This is a genomic window from Endozoicomonas sp. ALD068, from assembly GCF_049310145.1.
Taxonomy (GTDB): domain Bacteria; phylum Pseudomonadota; class Gammaproteobacteria; order Pseudomonadales; family Endozoicomonadaceae; genus Endozoicomonas_A.
In genome coordinates this window covers 4,478,777-4,494,511 of the sequence record NZ_JBLYNU010000004.1, presented here as the reverse complement: position 1 = coordinate 4,494,511, position 15,735 = coordinate 4,478,777, and the positions used below count along the sequence as shown (strand labels likewise).

Sequence of the window (15,735 nt, the reverse complement as noted above, 5' to 3'; positions counted from 1 at the left end):
CCATAAAAATAATGATGATAACTACTCGTATTCTCATTTGTATTTATAGACTATAAGGGGTCATCATGAGCAAGCATGGCAAGCAGATTTTGTTATCCAGACGATCCGTAATAAAATCCTGTTCAGCTCATCAGTCACGGTTCATGCCAATGTTAGCAAAATCGTCGTAAACCCTCGCCCAATCGAGGGTGTCGCAAAACTCTCTCCGGCGTGGGAACTCGCTGACTCCCGTCATTGCCGACTTCATTCTCGTCATTCCCGCGAAGGCGGGAATCCACACTGACTCTCCACCAGAACCATACTGCCCGGTGTCCCCCTGGCCTTGTCATCCCCGAGAAGCCAGAGATCCACCGTTGGCGCTGGATTCCCGCCTTCGCGGGAATGACGACTTCAGAGCATGAGAACGAGCTGTTGAAGTTTTGCGACACCCACACAGAGCGTGGAAACGAGTTGTTGGGCTTTTGCGACACCCTCGATTGGGCGAGGGTTTACGACGATTTTGCTAAGAGGAGTCATTATGCAGGAACATATCAGGCAGCTTTTGTTATACGGATGATCCTTGATAAAAGCGTCTGGAAGTTGCATTTATATTGCTGATGGAGGCAGTTGTTTCTTGAGGGTCTTAATGGCTATCACAATTGCAATCGTTACAGTCATCACAGTGCTCGCTGTAATAAGCCCGATTCCCAAACCAAAAACTGCTGCAGAAAGTTTTCCGGATGATTTTCTGGACAATCCGGAGGACGATGGCGATTCCTTATACAATATAGCGGCAGGGGTTTTTTGATGGTTGTAGTTTCCAGGATGCAGAAAAATTTCCTGCATCTGAACATGCCGACTCCCCTTCTCACTCTCATAATCCTGAACGGACAAATAGACTTTATTGCCCACAAAAACCGGTCGCATAGACTTTACTGCTGCCGGTTTGAATGTGGTATCGAAACGATTAATGTTGGCCTGATCTTTATAAGTAACTACAGACATTTGTCCATCACTGGTGTAGATAATGGCGTGCAAATAATCTTCCGTTGTCACCAACCTGACAGTTGCAAACGAACCCGATGTGCGGGAAGGAAAGCCAACGCTATCGTCAATCATAAAAGCACTATCCATCTGGCCATTTTCAGTGGCGAACCGGCGAATAGACAGTTGCTCTTTCTCAGGGCTAAATGTTGCAACGTAGACCTGGTCCTTTTGTATCAGGATATCCTGCTGAATATTGACTCTGTCGATGTTATTGGTGGGTATTATCTCTTTCCCGCTGTCTCCAAAAGTGGCAATGGGGCTTAGTTGACTACTATCGAACTGCCTGATAAACAGTTGATAGGATGTATCTCTATCACTTTTGCCCGTTACATAAAGGCGTTCACCATCCGGGGAAAGCCTTAGACTAAGCCCTTGTTCCTCATCATATTGGCCACTGCTTTCGGCATAATCTATAGGATAAAAGAGCTGCTGCTGGTGGTAATGGCCAATAAATATGTTGTCATCGACTGTTCCAGTTAAATACATGAAACCCTGATGATGAGTAGCATCATTAATTTGCAGATTTTCAGGGAATAAGTCGTTATTAACGGTGAATTGCGCCCGGTATCCCTGGATAGCACTTAACGGGAACTCGAGCAGAGTCGTTTTTCCTGAATCTGTTGTTGCAACAAGGTTAAGGAAGGAACCAGTTGTTTCCTGAATAACCTGTCCTACCAATGACCGGGAGGGATCCAGCATTATGGCGTGGTTGTCAGAGGGGGTGTATTTCATAACGCCGCACAAACCAAATTGTTTATCCAGTTCGGTGCCTTTATAGCGTGCCAGAATAACCCCTTCCGAAAGTTCTTCATAATGTGTTCCAGGCTGGATGACAACGTATATCCGCTGGGTTACCGGGTCGTACGCCTGGTAGAGAGGTGTGCCCTTCAGTGGCGGACAGTTATCCAGCGGATTGGCTGAATGGGTTGTGGAGGATGTACTATCAGGTAAGGCTGTATGCAATAATTTTTCTGATGGTGACTCCGAATCAGGTAAAGTACGAGCCTCAAGTGTAGTGTCCAATTCGCTGATTGACTGCTGTGCAGATGACGATTGGGCTGGAGATGAAGCTTCTGACGCTGACTCCGAATCCGATAAGCTATGGGGTTTGGAAGCAGTGCCTAACGAAAGGGTTGAGAGCCGAGCAGACGACGATGGTGTAACCGACGGAGTTGTCACTATGTTCTTATCCTCGCGGCAGTCAAATCCTCCTTGTGTGCAATCAATTCCAGCCAGTAGTGTTTGTGGTTTGTAGAAAACTTTTGGAAACGGTAAATAACCATCCCGTCCGTTCCAGATAGTACGATTGAAAGAGGTAGCATCTGTCTCACCACCAGGATCAGCAAACTCATTCAGGACGGTGGGAAACTGGTTATTTGTCTGTTGGGTACCATCTATTCGGGCAAGGTCACGGTAAGGGGTGTTAACGCTTTTGAGCATCGGCAGCTGTGTTGCATCACCGGCATTCCAGAGTGTGCTGTTCAAACCACTCAGGTCTGATTTGAGAGCAGTTTTTGACAGTCTTTTGATTCCTGTATTTCGTCCATCATCACCTAAACTAGCCGATTGATTCTTTGTGAAAGTATCCAGGTTATTCTCAATACGATCTGTCATCCAGATTCTTGCCACTGCCCCGCTCAGATAGAGACTTCCTTCCTGAGCTTCAACCGGCCCCGTATTGACATTGTTGTAAAGCGAGGTCGAATAAAAGCTGGCCTTTCCGGCAATACCACCGACATAGCCACCAATATCAGATAATTTAATTGCTCCGGCATTAAGGTTGTCCCGAATGATTCCACCTTCAGTACCTCCGGCAATACCTCCCACTGAGCCGCCAGCACTGACAGTCCCGGCATTTACATTTTCAACAACAGAACTCTCGTCCACTTGCCCCGCTATTCCACCCACATGTGTTGGAACATACTCTGAAAAAATGTTGCCAGTATTGAGGTTTCTGCTGACCATGGTTTGCCCGGAGGCCTGCCCCACTATTCCGCCCTTGCCTCCTGTTTTTATAGCGTCGACTAATCTCGAATTTATGGACATTTTTCCGGTGTTAAGATTATCTAATACCCTGGCCGTTTCTGCCTTTCCTGCAATTCCCCCGGAATTTTCGGTATATCTGACAGTGACCCCGCCGGTATTCATATTATTGTTAGCAGTACTGTTATTTTTCAGTGTTCCAACAATGCCACCTGCGGGTGAGGAATGCCAAAATCCGGAGATTATTTTTCCGGTATTCAGGTTATTTGAAACAGATGATGTCTGATTGGCCAATCCGGCGATTCCGCCTGTGCTGCCTCCAAAAATTGTGGTGACGGTGCCGGTGTTTACACTATCGCGTATGACGCTGTCAGAAACACTGCCCGCCAAACCGCCGGCGTCACTGCCGTAACCGGTCGTTTTGATCGTTCCGGCATAATTAACCACCTCTTCAATTATGCTGCCTTTCAAGTCTCCCACAAGCGCACCTGTCGGGCTCACAAATCTGGAACTCCTTACTTTTGGCCGTTTAATCAGGATCTGCCTGATGACACTGTTCTGTAGTGACCCGAACAAGCCAGTGGCAGTGCCATAATGTGAAGTTGAAACCTTGAGGCCGGAAATAACATGTCCGTTGCCTTCCAGAGTGAGGGAAAACGGAACGGATTTATTGCCGACGGGTTTCCAGACAATTTGGCTCAGGTCAATATCACTGATTAACCGATAGCAACCTTTGACCGGGTGGTCAGCATTCAGATATTGCCTGAAATTATTATTGTCCAGCTCAATAGTGCTGGCCCAATTGCTTCCGTTTGAGAAACAGACGACAAGTGACAGTAATAGTACAGAGAATTTTTTTTGATAGTCAGGCTTTGCCTGATTTTGATCTTTTATCAGGCTTTTATCCATTGCGGCAATACCATGGAGATAATGATAATAGGTAGGTTTATATAGACTACTCAGAGTCATCATGCCGACTGGCCTTGTTATTTGCCCGTTTCTTCAGGGTCGCTACTTACGGGTTTTCATTCCTGACCTTTTAAACTTGTTGATGGCCAGGACGACTGCAACCGCCGTTGTAGCGACTGCAGCGCTTCCTGCAATAAGCTCAGTTCGCCAGTCAGAAATCACCGCAGACGATTCTGCAGACCATAAAGCGACAGAGGGTTTTTGACGATTGTAGTTTTCAAGACCCAGAGAGATTTCTTGCATCCGAACCTGCCGACCGCCCTCCTCAGTATCAGGGTTTTCAATGGCCAGGTAAGCTTTATTGCCTACAAATACCAGGCGCATAGATTCTACCGCCGCAGGCTTAAATCTGGTGTCAAAACGATGGACGTTGACCTGATCTTCATAAGTAAATACAGACAGTTGTCCATCGCTGTTGTAAATAATGGCGTGCAGATAATCTTCCGTTGTCATCAGCCTGACGGTTGTAGGTGAATCCGGGGAGCGGGAAGAAAAATCAATCCAGTCATCAATAATAAAAGTACTATCCATTTCTCCACTGTCAGCGGCAAACCGACGAATAGAAAGTTTCTCTTCTCCGGGACTGAATGTGGCAACGTAGGTCTGGTCTTTTTGTATCAGGATGTCCAGCCGAGAGTTGACCGTGTCAATGTTACTGGCGGTTATCAACTTTTTATCATCGTTTTCAGAAGCAGCAGCGGGATTTAGTTTTACGTTGAATTGCAATCGGTATCTCTGGTTGGCCGTTAACGGGAACTCGAACAGGGTCGTTTTTCCTGACTTTGTTGTTGCAATAATATTGAGGGAAGAGCCTGTGGTTTTGTGAATAACCTTTGCTGACAGAGACGGGTATGAGCTCAGTATTTTGGCGTGGGGGCTAGAGGTTGTATAAGTCACAATGCCGCACAAACCAAATTGTTGATCCAGTTCAGGGCCCTTATAGCGTGCCAGAATTATACCTCCAGGAGCCGATTCAGAAGACGGTTCAGCTTTAATCACAACGTATATATGCTGGTTTTCCGGGTCATAGGTTTGCAAGAGTGGTATGCCTTCTGGTGGCGGGCATTGACTTGAGAGGCCGGGCGAATGGGGTGGCAAAGGCTGTGTGGATGTTGGAGTCTGCGAGATGTCATTGTCTGTACTGCAGTCAAATCCTTCTTGTGTGCAGTCAATCCCGGCTAATAAGGCTTGTGATTTGGAGAAAACGTGTAGAAAGGGTAAGTAACCATCCCGAGCGTTCCAGACATCAGGATTAAAAGAGGTGGCATTTGAAACACCACCGGGGTCTGCAAACTCACTCAGAACTGTCGGCAATTTGTTACCACTTATTCGGACCAGTTCACGGTAGGGGATGTTAATGCCTCTGAGCATAGGCAGCTGCGATTCATTACCGGCATTCCAGAGCGTGCTATTCAATCCGGTCAGGTTTGATTTGAGATCACTTTTCGATAGTCTTACGACACCTTTATTACGTCCACTGCCTCTCTCACTGGTCCATTGGTACTTTGTGAAAGTATCCAGATTATGCTCAATACGACCTGCCTTCCAAACTCTTGCTGCGGCCCCGCTTACGTAGCTGAAGTTTCGCTGGGCTTCAACGGACCCTGTGTTGACATTGTTGCACACTGTGGCTGAAAGGGTGGCTGCCCCGGAAATAGCACCTATATGACCACTAACACCTTTCGTTGTGATTGCTCCGACATTCAGGTTGTCCCTTACGCTAGAACCTTCAGCTTCTCCGGTAATACCCCCGGCGGATGCCTGAGGGCCTTGAGTAGTGACAGTTCCGGCATTGACATTTTGAGCAACAGGAGCCTTGACCACATCCCCGGCTATTCCACCTGCATAGGTACGCCAATACTTTGTAGAAATGCTACCCGTATTGAGATTTTTGCTGACCAGAGTTTGCCCGGAGGCATGTCCCACTATTCCACCACTGCTACCACCTTCCCCGCAGCAGAAGCAGAAGCTTCGCAAATAATCCGAGGCAACTTTTCCGGTATTCAGGTTATGTAATACCTCCGATGCTTCTGCTTGTCCTGCTATCCCACCGGAATATTCGGTATAGCCAACATTAATTTCACCGGTGTTTATATTGTTGTTAGCAGTACTGTTGTTTTTCAGGGTTCCGACAATGCCACCGGCAGGCGAGGAGGAATATAAAATTCTGGAGGTTATTTTTCCGGTATTCAGGTTATTAGATATGGAAGATGTCTGATCGGCCCAGCCAGCGATACCACCTGCGCTGGCAGCTCTGATCGTCAGGACGGTGCCAGTATTTACACTGTCGTGTATAACGCTATCAGAAACACTGCCCGCCAAACCTCCGCTATGACTACCAGGACCGCTCGCTCTGACGATTCCGGCATAATTGACCACCTCTTCAATCCTGCTGCCTTTCAATTCTCCCACAAGGGCACCTGCCGGGCTTGTAAATCCGACAGTGCTCACTTTTGGCTCTTTAAACAGGATCTGCCTGATGGTGCTGTTCTGCAGTGACCCGAACAAGCCTGAGGCTGTGTTATCGGCTGACGTTGAAACCTTGAGTCCGGAAATAACGTGGCCGTTGCCATACAGTGTGAGAGAAAACGGAATGGAGGTGTTGCCGATGGGTTTCCAGGGAGTGAATTGGCTCAAGTCAATATCACTCACTAGCTGATAGTGACCTTCGACCGGGTGGTCGGCATTCAGATGTTCTCTGAAATTATTATTGTTCAGCTCAATAGTGCTGGCCCAATTGTTTCCGTTTGAGAAACAGACGACAAGTGACAGTAATAGTGCAAAGGATTTTTTTTTATAGTCAGGCTTTGCCGATTTTGATCTCTTATCAGGCTTTTATTCATTGCAGAACTACCATAGAGATAATGATAATAAGTACGTTAATGTAGACTATTCAGAGTCATCATGCCGACTGACTTTGTATTTGCCCGTTTTCTCAGGGTCGCTACTTACGTGTTCGCATTCCTGACCTTTTAAACTTGTTAATGATAAGGATGACTGCAACCGCCGTAGTAGCCACTACAGCGCCTGCTGCAATAAGCTCAGTCCGCCAGTCAGAAATCACCGCAGACGATTCCGAAGACCGTAATGCGACACAGGGTTTTTGACGATTGAAGTTTTCAATGCCCAGAGAGATTTCTTGCATCTGAACCTGCCGACCGCCTTCCTCAGTATCAGGGTTTTCAATGGCCAGGTAAGCTTTATTGCCTACAAATACCAGGCGCATAGACTCTGCTGCCGCAGGTTTAAATCTGGTGTCAAAACGATGGACGTTGACCTGATCTTCATAAGTAAATACAGACAGTTGTCCATCGCTGTTGTAAATAATGGCGTGCAGATAATCTTCCGTTGTCATCAGCCTGACGGTTGTAGGTGAATCCGGGGAGCGGGAAGAAAAATCAATCCAGTCATCAATAATAAAAGTACTATCCATTTCTCCACTGTCAGCGGCAAACCGACGAATAGAAAGTTTCTCTTCTCCGGGACTGAATGTGGCAACGTAGGTCTGGTCTTTTTGTATCAGGATGTCCAGCCGAGAGTTGACCGTGTCAATGTTACTGGCGGTTATCAACTTTTTATCATCGTTTTCAGAAGCAGCAGCGGGATTTAGTTTTACGTTGAATTGCAATCGGTATCTCTGGTTGGCCGTTAACGGGAACTCGAACAGGGTCGTTTTTCCTGACTTTGTTGTTGCAATAATATTGAGGGAAGAGCCTGTGGTTTTGTGAATAACCTTTGCTGACAGAGACGGGTATGAGCTCAGTATTTTGGCGTGGGGGCTAGAGGTTGTATAAGTCACAATGCCGCACAAACCAAATTGTTGATCCAGTTCAGGGCCCTTATAGCGTGCCAGAATTATACCTCCAGGAGCCGATTCAGAAGACGGTTCAGCCTTAATCACAACGTATATATGCTGGTTTTCCGGGTCATAGGCTTGCAAGAGCGGTGTGCCTTCTGGTGGCGGGCATTGACTTGAGAGGCCGGGCGAATGGGGTGGCAAAGGCTGTGTGGATGTTGGAGTCTGCGAGATGTCATTGTCTGTACTGCAGTCAAATCCTTCTTGTGTGCAGTCAATCCCGGCTAATAAGGCTTGTGATTTGGAGAAAACGTGTAGAAAGGGTAAGTAACCATCCCGAGCGTTCCAGACATCAGGATTAAAAGAGGTGGCATTTGAAAGACCACCGGGGTCTGCAAACTCACTCAGAGCTGTTGGGAATTTGTTACCACTTATTCGGGCCAGCTCACGGTAGGGGATGTTAATGCCTTTGAGCATCGGCAGCTGCGATTCATTACCGGCATTCCAGAGCGTGCTGTTCAATCCGGTCAGGTTTGATTTGAGAGCACTTTTCGATAGTCTTACGACACCTTTATTACGTCCACTGAATGTCTCACTGGTCCATTGGTACTTTGTGAAAGTATCCAGGTTATGCTCAATAGGACCTGCCCGGTACACTCTTGCGGCTGCAGGACTGACATAGGACCACGCTCCCTGTTGTGCCTCAACCCGCCCCGTATTGACATTATTGTAAACTGAGGCCAAGTGGGCCGCAGCCCCGGTAATACCACCTACGTGGCCATTAACGCCTTTCGTTATGACTGCTCCGGCATTCAGGTTGTCCTGAACGCTTGTACCAATCGCTTCCCCGGTAATTCCTCCGGCAGATGCCTGATTGCCGTGAGTCCTGACAGTTCCGACATTGACATTTTGAACAACAGGCGCGTTGATCACGTCTCCTGCTATTCCACCTGCGTAGGTACGCCAACGCTTTGTAGAAATGCTACCCGTATTGAGATTTTTGCTGACCAGGGTTTGCCCGCAAGCATGCCCCACTATTCCGCCACTGCTTCCACTTACGCTTCCAACTAACCTGGAGTAGGCTCTCGAATAATCTGAAGATATTTTTCCAGTGTTGAGGTTATGTAATACCTTGGCTGTTTGTGCTTCTCCTGCAACCCCCCCGGAAAATTGGCTAAAGCCAACATTAACTTCACCGGTATTGACATTGTTGTTAGCAATGCTGTTGTTTCTCAGAGCTCCGACAATGCCACCGGCAGGTGAGGCATATAAATTTCTGGAGGCTATTTTTCCGGTATTCAGGTTATTTGACAGGGACGATGCCTGAACCGCCAATCCGGCGATACCGCCTGCGCTGGCATCTGCGGTCGTGATAACGGTTCCGGTGTTTACGCTGTCGTGTATAATGCTATCAGTAACACTGCCCGCTACACCTCCGGCATGACTGAGAGAACCAATGGTTTTGACGGCTCCGTCATAATTGACTACTTCTTCAATCCTGCTGCCTTTCAACTCTCCCACAAGGGCACCTGCCGGGCTTGTAAATCCGGTACTGGTCACTTTTGGCTCTTTAAGCAGGATCTGCCTGATGGTGCTGTTTTGCAGTGACCCGAAAAAGCCTGAGGTCGTGTTATCGGTTGAAGTTGAAACCTTGAGTCCGGAAATAACGTGGCCGTTGCCATTCAGAGTGAGAGAAAACGGAACGGACGCATTGCCGATGGGTTTCCAGAGAAATTGGCTCAGGTCAATATTACTGGTTAACTGATAGTCACCTTTGACCGGATGGTCAGCATTCAGGTATTGATTGAAATTATTATTGTTCAGCTCGACAGTGTCAGCCCAACTGCTGCAGTCCGGAAAACAGGCGACAAGCGACACTAATAGCAAAGACGATCTTTCACCGACAGTCAGGCTTCTATTCATACGGGTACTGCGATAAGAATAATGATAACAACCACTCGAGTCTGTATGTATAGACTACGGGGCGTCATCATGCAGAAAGATTCCAGGCACCCCATTGACTGGGTCAGAGTCGCCTTGAAGCTGGCAGAAGAAAAATCCGAATGGTTTTTAAGGCGGGCTGCTGTTGCTATTCAGTCGCTCAACCGGCTGCGTAACATCGCCAGAGCTGCATTACCGGTCAGGGCATTCTGTTCCTTACTGGCCTTCTCGCCGAATCCTGTATATTCCAGGTCTTCCTGTGGCAGTTCGTCGAGGAAACGACTGGGTGTGGTATCAATGATTTCACCGTACTGCTTTCGCTGCCCTGCCAGCGTCATGGTCAAAGTCTTTCTGGCGCGGGTGATGCCGACGTAAGTCAGTCGTCGTTCTTCTTCAATATTGTCTTCTTCAATGCTGGTACGGTGGGGCAGAAGGTCCTCTTCCATACCCATCATGAATACATAGGGGTACTCAAGCCCCTTGGAAGCATGAAGCGTTAACAGTTGTACCTTGTCGTTATCTTCTTCCTCTTCCTGCCGTTCCATCATATCTCTGAGAATCAGTCGGGCGATGGCATCTTCAACCGTAGCATCTTCGTCGCCTCTTTCGAGAGTCTGTTGCAGTGAGTCAATCAGGAACCAGACATTGCCCATGCGTTTCTCTGCCCCTGCAGGCGTTGCTGTGGTCTGCATCAGCCAGTTTTCATAGTCGCAGTCGTTAATCATTTCACGGATGGCGGCAATGGGGTCTTCATCGGTCTGGCAGCGGCGGGATACCGAATCCAGCCACTGGGTAAAGTTGCGTAGCTTCTCGACATACTTGGGCGACAGGTCTTCCTGAAGACCCATTTCCTGCGAAGCAGCGTACAAACTCAGGTTGTGAGTACCGGCGTAATTGCCCAGTTTTTCCAACGTAGCAGGGCCTATCTCCCGACGGGGGATGTTGACAACACGCAGGAAGGCGTTGTCATCATCCTGATTCACCAGCAGTCGGAGATAAGCCATCATGTCTTTGACTTCAGCGCGGGCGAAGAATGAAGTGCCGCCATTGATGCGGTAAGGAATTTGATGATGCTGAAGCTTCATTTCCAGCAAGCGAGACTGGAAGTTGCCTCGATACAGCACCGCGTAATCTTTCCAGTGGGTACCGTTTTTTAGTTTCTGGGTCAGTATTTCGGTAGCAATGCGTTCACATTCCATCTCGTCATTACGGCATCGAATAACCCGAATAGTCTCCCCCATGCCCAGTTCGCTCCACAGCGTTTTTTCAAACACGTGGGGATTATTGGCAATCAGGGTATTGGCCGCTTTCAGGATACGGCTGGTGGAGCGGTAATTCTGCTCGAGCTTGATAACTCTTAACGAAGGATAATCGTCCTTGAGCAGTGCCAGGTTTTCAGGACGGGCACCACGCCAGGCGTAAATGGACTGATCATCGTCACCTACCACGGTGAGTTTGCCCCGGTCTCCTACCAGTCGACTGATCAACTCATACTGAGCACCATTGGTATCCTGATATTCGTCGACCAGCACATAGTGGGTTTTGTTCTGCCAGCGCTCCAGAACTTCCGGATGCTCACGGAACAACATGACCGGTTGCAGAATCAAATCATCAAAATCGACCGCATTAAAGGCTTTTAACGTGCGGTTATAATGTTCATAAACCCGAGCAGCGAGTTGCTCGTTGGGCTGACGGGCATTGGCCATGGCCTGTGGGGGCAGAATCAGGTCATTCTTCCAGTTGGAGATCATGTGCTGGACGGCATCAACGCTCTCTTCGTCTGATCCCATTTCCCGCTGCATCAATTCGCCTATCAGAGCGTGGGCATCCTGGGCATCAAAAATGGAAAAGCCCGGCTTGTATCCCAGCGTCTTGCATTCTTTGCGGATCAGGTTGAGCCCCAGGTTGTGAAAGGTTGAAACCGTCAAACCGTAGGAGGCCCTGCCCTTGACCAGTTTGCCGACACGCTCTTTCATTTCCCGTGCGGCCTTGTTGGTGAAGGTCACGGCAATGATATTGCGGGCATTGATACCACATTCCTGAATCAGGTAAGCGATTTTGGTGGTGATCACACTGGTTTTGCCACTGCCCGCACCGGCCAGAACCAGCAAAGGGGTATCAATGTATTTCACGGCTTCGGCCTGTCGGTCGTTGAGTCTGTGCACGGGGGGTCGCTTTGGTGTTGTGTCTTGAGCTGAGAGGATCAGTATATCAGGAATCTGGCTGTACCGTTGTCTGTTTTAAAATTGACATAAAGGCTCTCTGGCACCATTCTGGTCACAGGATCAATATAACAATGACAAAAATTCAAGTGGTTTTTGAGCCTATGAAATTTCGTTTTATTTTCAGTGTGCTGTCACTGCTGTCAGTCTCTTTAACTGCTCAGGGTACTTTTTCTATTGTTGCCGTTGACCCTGTTACCAGAGAAGTTGGGGCTGCCGGGGCAACCTGTTCTCCTCTAAGCGCCTTCCAGCGTACGGAAGCCGATTTTTTATCACGACTGCATCCGGGCAAAGGTGTCATCGTCAGCCAGGCTTTTTACCACGAAGTCAATCAGCAAAATGCCAGCAAAAAGATGGATGAGGGTATGAGTCCCGAGCAAATCATTCGCTGGCTAAAGGCCAATGACGTGGATCAATTCCCATCCGCCCGGCAGTACGGCATTGTCGATTTTGATGCTGCCAATCATCCACGGTCTGCTGCTTTTACGGGAGAAGATGTCTTTATTGCAGATGGACATCGTACGGGAAACCATTATGTGATTCTGGGAAATTCTCTATTACATGAAGCAGTATTGGATAATATGGAAGATAGTTTTAACGGTACCCAGGGCAGTCTGGCTGATAAACTCATGGCCGCCATACAGGGCGCTAATTTTGCTGGTGCCGATCGCCGCTGTTCTTCTAAAGGGGTTTCCTCATTATTCTCTTTTTTGGTGGTTGCCCGACCTGATGACACCGAAGAGAACTACTACGTCGATTTGGGCGTAGCGTCCGTTCCCGCAGGTGTCGATCCGATCAATGAGCTTCAGGCTCAGTTTGACAAATGGAAAGCATCTATTTCCGGGAAGCAGGTGCATCAAGACCTTTGATATCCTCCCCGTCGTAAAAATATTCTGCTTCCCATGCTTCATCGTGGGAACGAATCAATCACGTTCCCACAGACCAGCGAGTTTTGAGTGCTTCAGGAGTGCTTCCACTTCTGGGTTCTGTTCAATAGCAATTTACCCAACGTCATATGAGCTATCTTGACGCAGGCTGCGGTTGCCAGAATCAAAACCGCCATGGCTGCGGCCGGGCCTGTTTGTCCGGCATCTTCCATATTCATTACAGAAACGGAAGCCAGCATAGTATCCGTGGAGTAAAGGAAAACAACAGCCGACGTGGTGGTCAGGGCGTTGACGAAAAGGTAGATCGCTATATCCAGCAAAGCAGGCGTGCAGACCGGCAGGGATACTTTCAGGAAAGCTTTATACTGTGGAATCTTGAGTGATGCGGCTACCTGTTCGATCTCGGCGGGTAACTTCTTCAGAGCGGTCAATGCCGTCAGGTGCCCGACAGTGAAATAGTGGGCCACGGTGTTGATAACCAGAATAGCCATGGTTCCATAGAGTATACCCAGCGGATTACCGGCCTGATTAAAGAAGAAGATATAACCCAGACCCAGCACCATACCGGGTACTGCCATCGGCAACATGGCCATAATGTGGATAAAGTGCCTTAGTATGGGGGGTAACTTACTTTTTTCCACATTGTAAGCGGTAATGAAAATAATCAGGGTTCCGGCAATAGCCGTATAGAACGCCATTTCCAGAGAGTTGAAATAGGGTTCCCAGCCATTGGCACTGAACCTTTCAAACTGATAGTTGTTCCAGGATAGCTCCATATTCCAGGGCCAGAAAGTGACCAATGAGCCATAAATCGCCATGCCCACCACGGCCAAAATGGCCAGAGAGACCAGGCTACAGAGCAGGAAGAAAATGCTGTCCTTCACGGGGTTTCGCTCGGGCTGGAAATTGACTGAGCGAGCGCCAAACAATTCCTTCTGTTTTTTCTGCACTCTGTGATCAATCACAAAAGCCAATAGAGCGGGTATCAGCAAAAGCACACTGATGACAGCGCCCATGGCAAAGTTCTGCTGACCGGCGACCTGTTTATAGATGTCGGTAGCCAGTACGTTATATTGGCCACCAATCACTTTCGGGACACCAAAGTCGGTTACGACCAGGGTGAATACGACAGTGACCGTGCTGATCAAACCAAACTTGGCAGCTGGAAGCGTGACTGTTGTAAACGTTCTGAATGGAGAGGTACCCATGGAGCGAGCTGCTTCATAGAGTCTGGCGTCGGATGTTGAAAGCGCCGTGGTAAGAATTAGCAGTGCATGGGGAAAGGTCCAGAAAGCCAGACCCATAACAATACCGGGCAGACCATAAATAGAGTGACCAAACAGCAGGTCTACAGCCACCCCCTGATTACCAAACAGATAAATCATACTGATGGCAGGCAATAGGGAAGGTGCCAGTATGGGTAACATGCCCATTACTTTGAAGAGCGGTTTCAAAGGCATCTGGGTTCGTGTCAGTCCGTAAGCAAACAGGAATGACAAGCTAACGACTATTGTCGTAACAATAACACCGACTTTCAGCGTGTTGCCAATGGAATGACTCAGGGCCGGGTTGCCAAGATACTCAGCAAAGTAACTCAGACCAATAAACGTCCCACTGCTGTCCTGAACGCTTCTTGCCAGCATGGCCAGGAGTGGCAGAAGCAGTGAAATGATCAGATAGAGAGCAACCGCTCCGATGACCAGCCCAAGAATCCATTGATCCCTGCTGATGGCTGGCAGCAGAGGCTTCCGGCCCAGTGCTGGAGAGTTTGCATCCGCTGGGGTGTGTGTAGATAGACTCATATTTAAAGCGGGCTCATCATGCTGCAGGGAAGACATGGATATGTTTTTCACTCAGGGACAACCGATTCTGGCTCCCCGGTTCCAGCTTAAGGCCAGCCAGCTGGTGGACAGGTACATCGACTTTAATCAGTCGCTCACTGCTCCAGCCAACAGGGCTGCACTCTGCACGAACAAAGGAGCCCTGAAACTCCAGACTTTCAACACTGACTGGCAAAGCAGACTGACCTTCACTGAAGCTCAGGTCTTCCGGACGAATCCCCAGAATCACTTTTCTCGTTGTTGACTCAGTCACTGGCAGAGAGAGTGGCTGGTTGGCCAGTACGACCTGATTCTTTTTGTTGGTATCACCTTCCAGAAAGTTCATGGCGCCAACAAATTCAGCAACGAAGCGAGAGGCTGGCTGTTTGTAAATTTCTTCCGGTGTGCCTATCTGTTCTATGTTTCCGTGATTCATCACCACGATGCGATCAGCCATAGCCATGGCTTCTTCCTGGTCATGGGTCACCATAATGGTGGTAATGCCCAGTTTTCTTTGCAGCTTACAGATCGTTTCCCGCAACTTGATTCTGACTTTGGCATCCAGGGCCGAGAGGGGTTCATCGAGCAACAACAACCCCGGAGAGAGTGCCAGAGCCCTTGCTAGTGCTACACGCTGTTGTTGACCGCCAGAAAGCTGAGAGGGAAATTTGGGGCCGGAATCCTGCAGGCCGATAATATCCAGCCATTGGTTCACGCTGCCCTCAACTTCACGTTTGGATTGACCCTGGTTTTTCAAACCAAAACCGATATTTTCTGAAACACTCAGGTTGGGGAACAGGGCATAGGATTGAAAGACAATGCCGAAGTCTCTTTGTTCAGGTGGGAGTGCTGTTATGTTGGTGCCATCCTGCCAGATCTCTCCCTGTTTACAGGCTTCCAATCCGGCAATCATTCTCAACAGCGTCGTCTTTCCGCAACCCGAGGGGCCGAGAAAACAGATGAATTCACCCTTATTAACGGACAGGGAAATCTCTTTGAGAGCGGTGAAATCGCCGAAGCGTTTCCCCAGGTTTTCGATGGTGAGAAAGGGTTTCATAGCGTTAACTTCCTAAAGCTCCAAACCTGAAAAG

Annotated in this window: 8 protein-coding genes; 2 read left to right on the top strand and 6 right to left on the bottom strand. The window is 48.5% G+C overall.

Annotated features, from left to right (window positions below; translation table 11 throughout):
- Positions 1–188 precede the first annotated feature (188 nt).
- A complete protein-coding gene (locus tag ACO6V5_RS16200) occupies positions 189–401 on the top strand; it encodes a hypothetical protein (protein WP_422136718.1) in 213 nt (70 codons plus the stop codon).
- Positions 402–585: 184 nt separating this feature from the next.
- Here ACO6V5_RS16200 and ACO6V5_RS16195 read toward each other — a convergent pair whose 3' ends face one another.
- The 4 genes from ACO6V5_RS16195 to rep all read right to left on the bottom strand — a co-directional run bounded on the left by ACO6V5_RS16195 (position 586) and on the right by rep (position 11,880).
- The gene (locus ACO6V5_RS16195) at positions 586–3,981 is read right to left on the bottom strand and encodes a hypothetical protein (protein WP_422492128.1); all 3,396 of its coding nucleotides are present in this window, start codon (positions 3,979–3,981) and stop codon (positions 586–588) included.
- Positions 3,982–4,020: 39 nt separating this feature from the next.
- The gene (locus tag ACO6V5_RS16190) at positions 4,021–6,630 is read right to left on the bottom strand and encodes a hypothetical protein (RefSeq protein ID WP_422492127.1); all 2,610 of its coding nucleotides are present in this window, start codon (positions 6,628–6,630) and stop codon (positions 4,021–4,023) included.
- Positions 6,631–6,922: 292 nt separating this feature from the next.
- The gene (locus ACO6V5_RS16185) at positions 6,923–9,697 is read right to left on the bottom strand and encodes a hypothetical protein (protein WP_422136721.1); all 2,775 of its coding nucleotides are present in this window, start codon (positions 9,695–9,697) and stop codon (positions 6,923–6,925) included.
- 170 nt (positions 9,698–9,867) lie between these two features.
- Positions 9,868–11,880 carry a DNA helicase Rep gene (gene rep, locus ACO6V5_RS16180; RefSeq protein ID WP_422136722.1) on the bottom strand — a complete coding sequence of 671 codons (2,013 nt, stop codon included), beginning with the start codon at positions 11,878–11,880 and terminating at the stop codon, positions 9,868–9,870.
- Between the two features lie 131 nt (positions 11,881–12,011).
- Between rep and ACO6V5_RS16175 the strand changes: the two genes are divergently transcribed.
- On the top strand, positions 12,012–12,806 hold the full coding sequence (locus tag ACO6V5_RS16175) for a DUF1028 domain-containing protein (RefSeq protein ID WP_422413194.1): 795 nt from the start codon (positions 12,012–12,014) through the stop codon (positions 12,804–12,806).
- A 92-nt stretch (positions 12,807–12,898) separates the two neighbouring features.
- On the opposite strand, the gene ACO6V5_RS16170 is transcribed toward ACO6V5_RS16175, so the two are convergent.
- A complete protein-coding gene (locus ACO6V5_RS16170; RefSeq protein WP_422473648.1) occupies positions 12,899–14,677 on the bottom strand; it encodes a putative 2-aminoethylphosphonate ABC transporter permease subunit in 1,779 nt (592 codons plus the stop codon).
- The gene (locus ACO6V5_RS16165) at positions 14,643–15,701 is read right to left on the bottom strand and encodes a putative 2-aminoethylphosphonate ABC transporter ATP-binding protein (RefSeq protein WP_422413190.1); all 1,059 of its coding nucleotides are present in this window, start codon (positions 15,699–15,701) and stop codon (positions 14,643–14,645) included. The genes ACO6V5_RS16170 and ACO6V5_RS16165 overlap by 35 nt, the downstream gene beginning before the upstream one ends.
- Positions 15,702–15,735 lie beyond the last annotated feature (34 nt).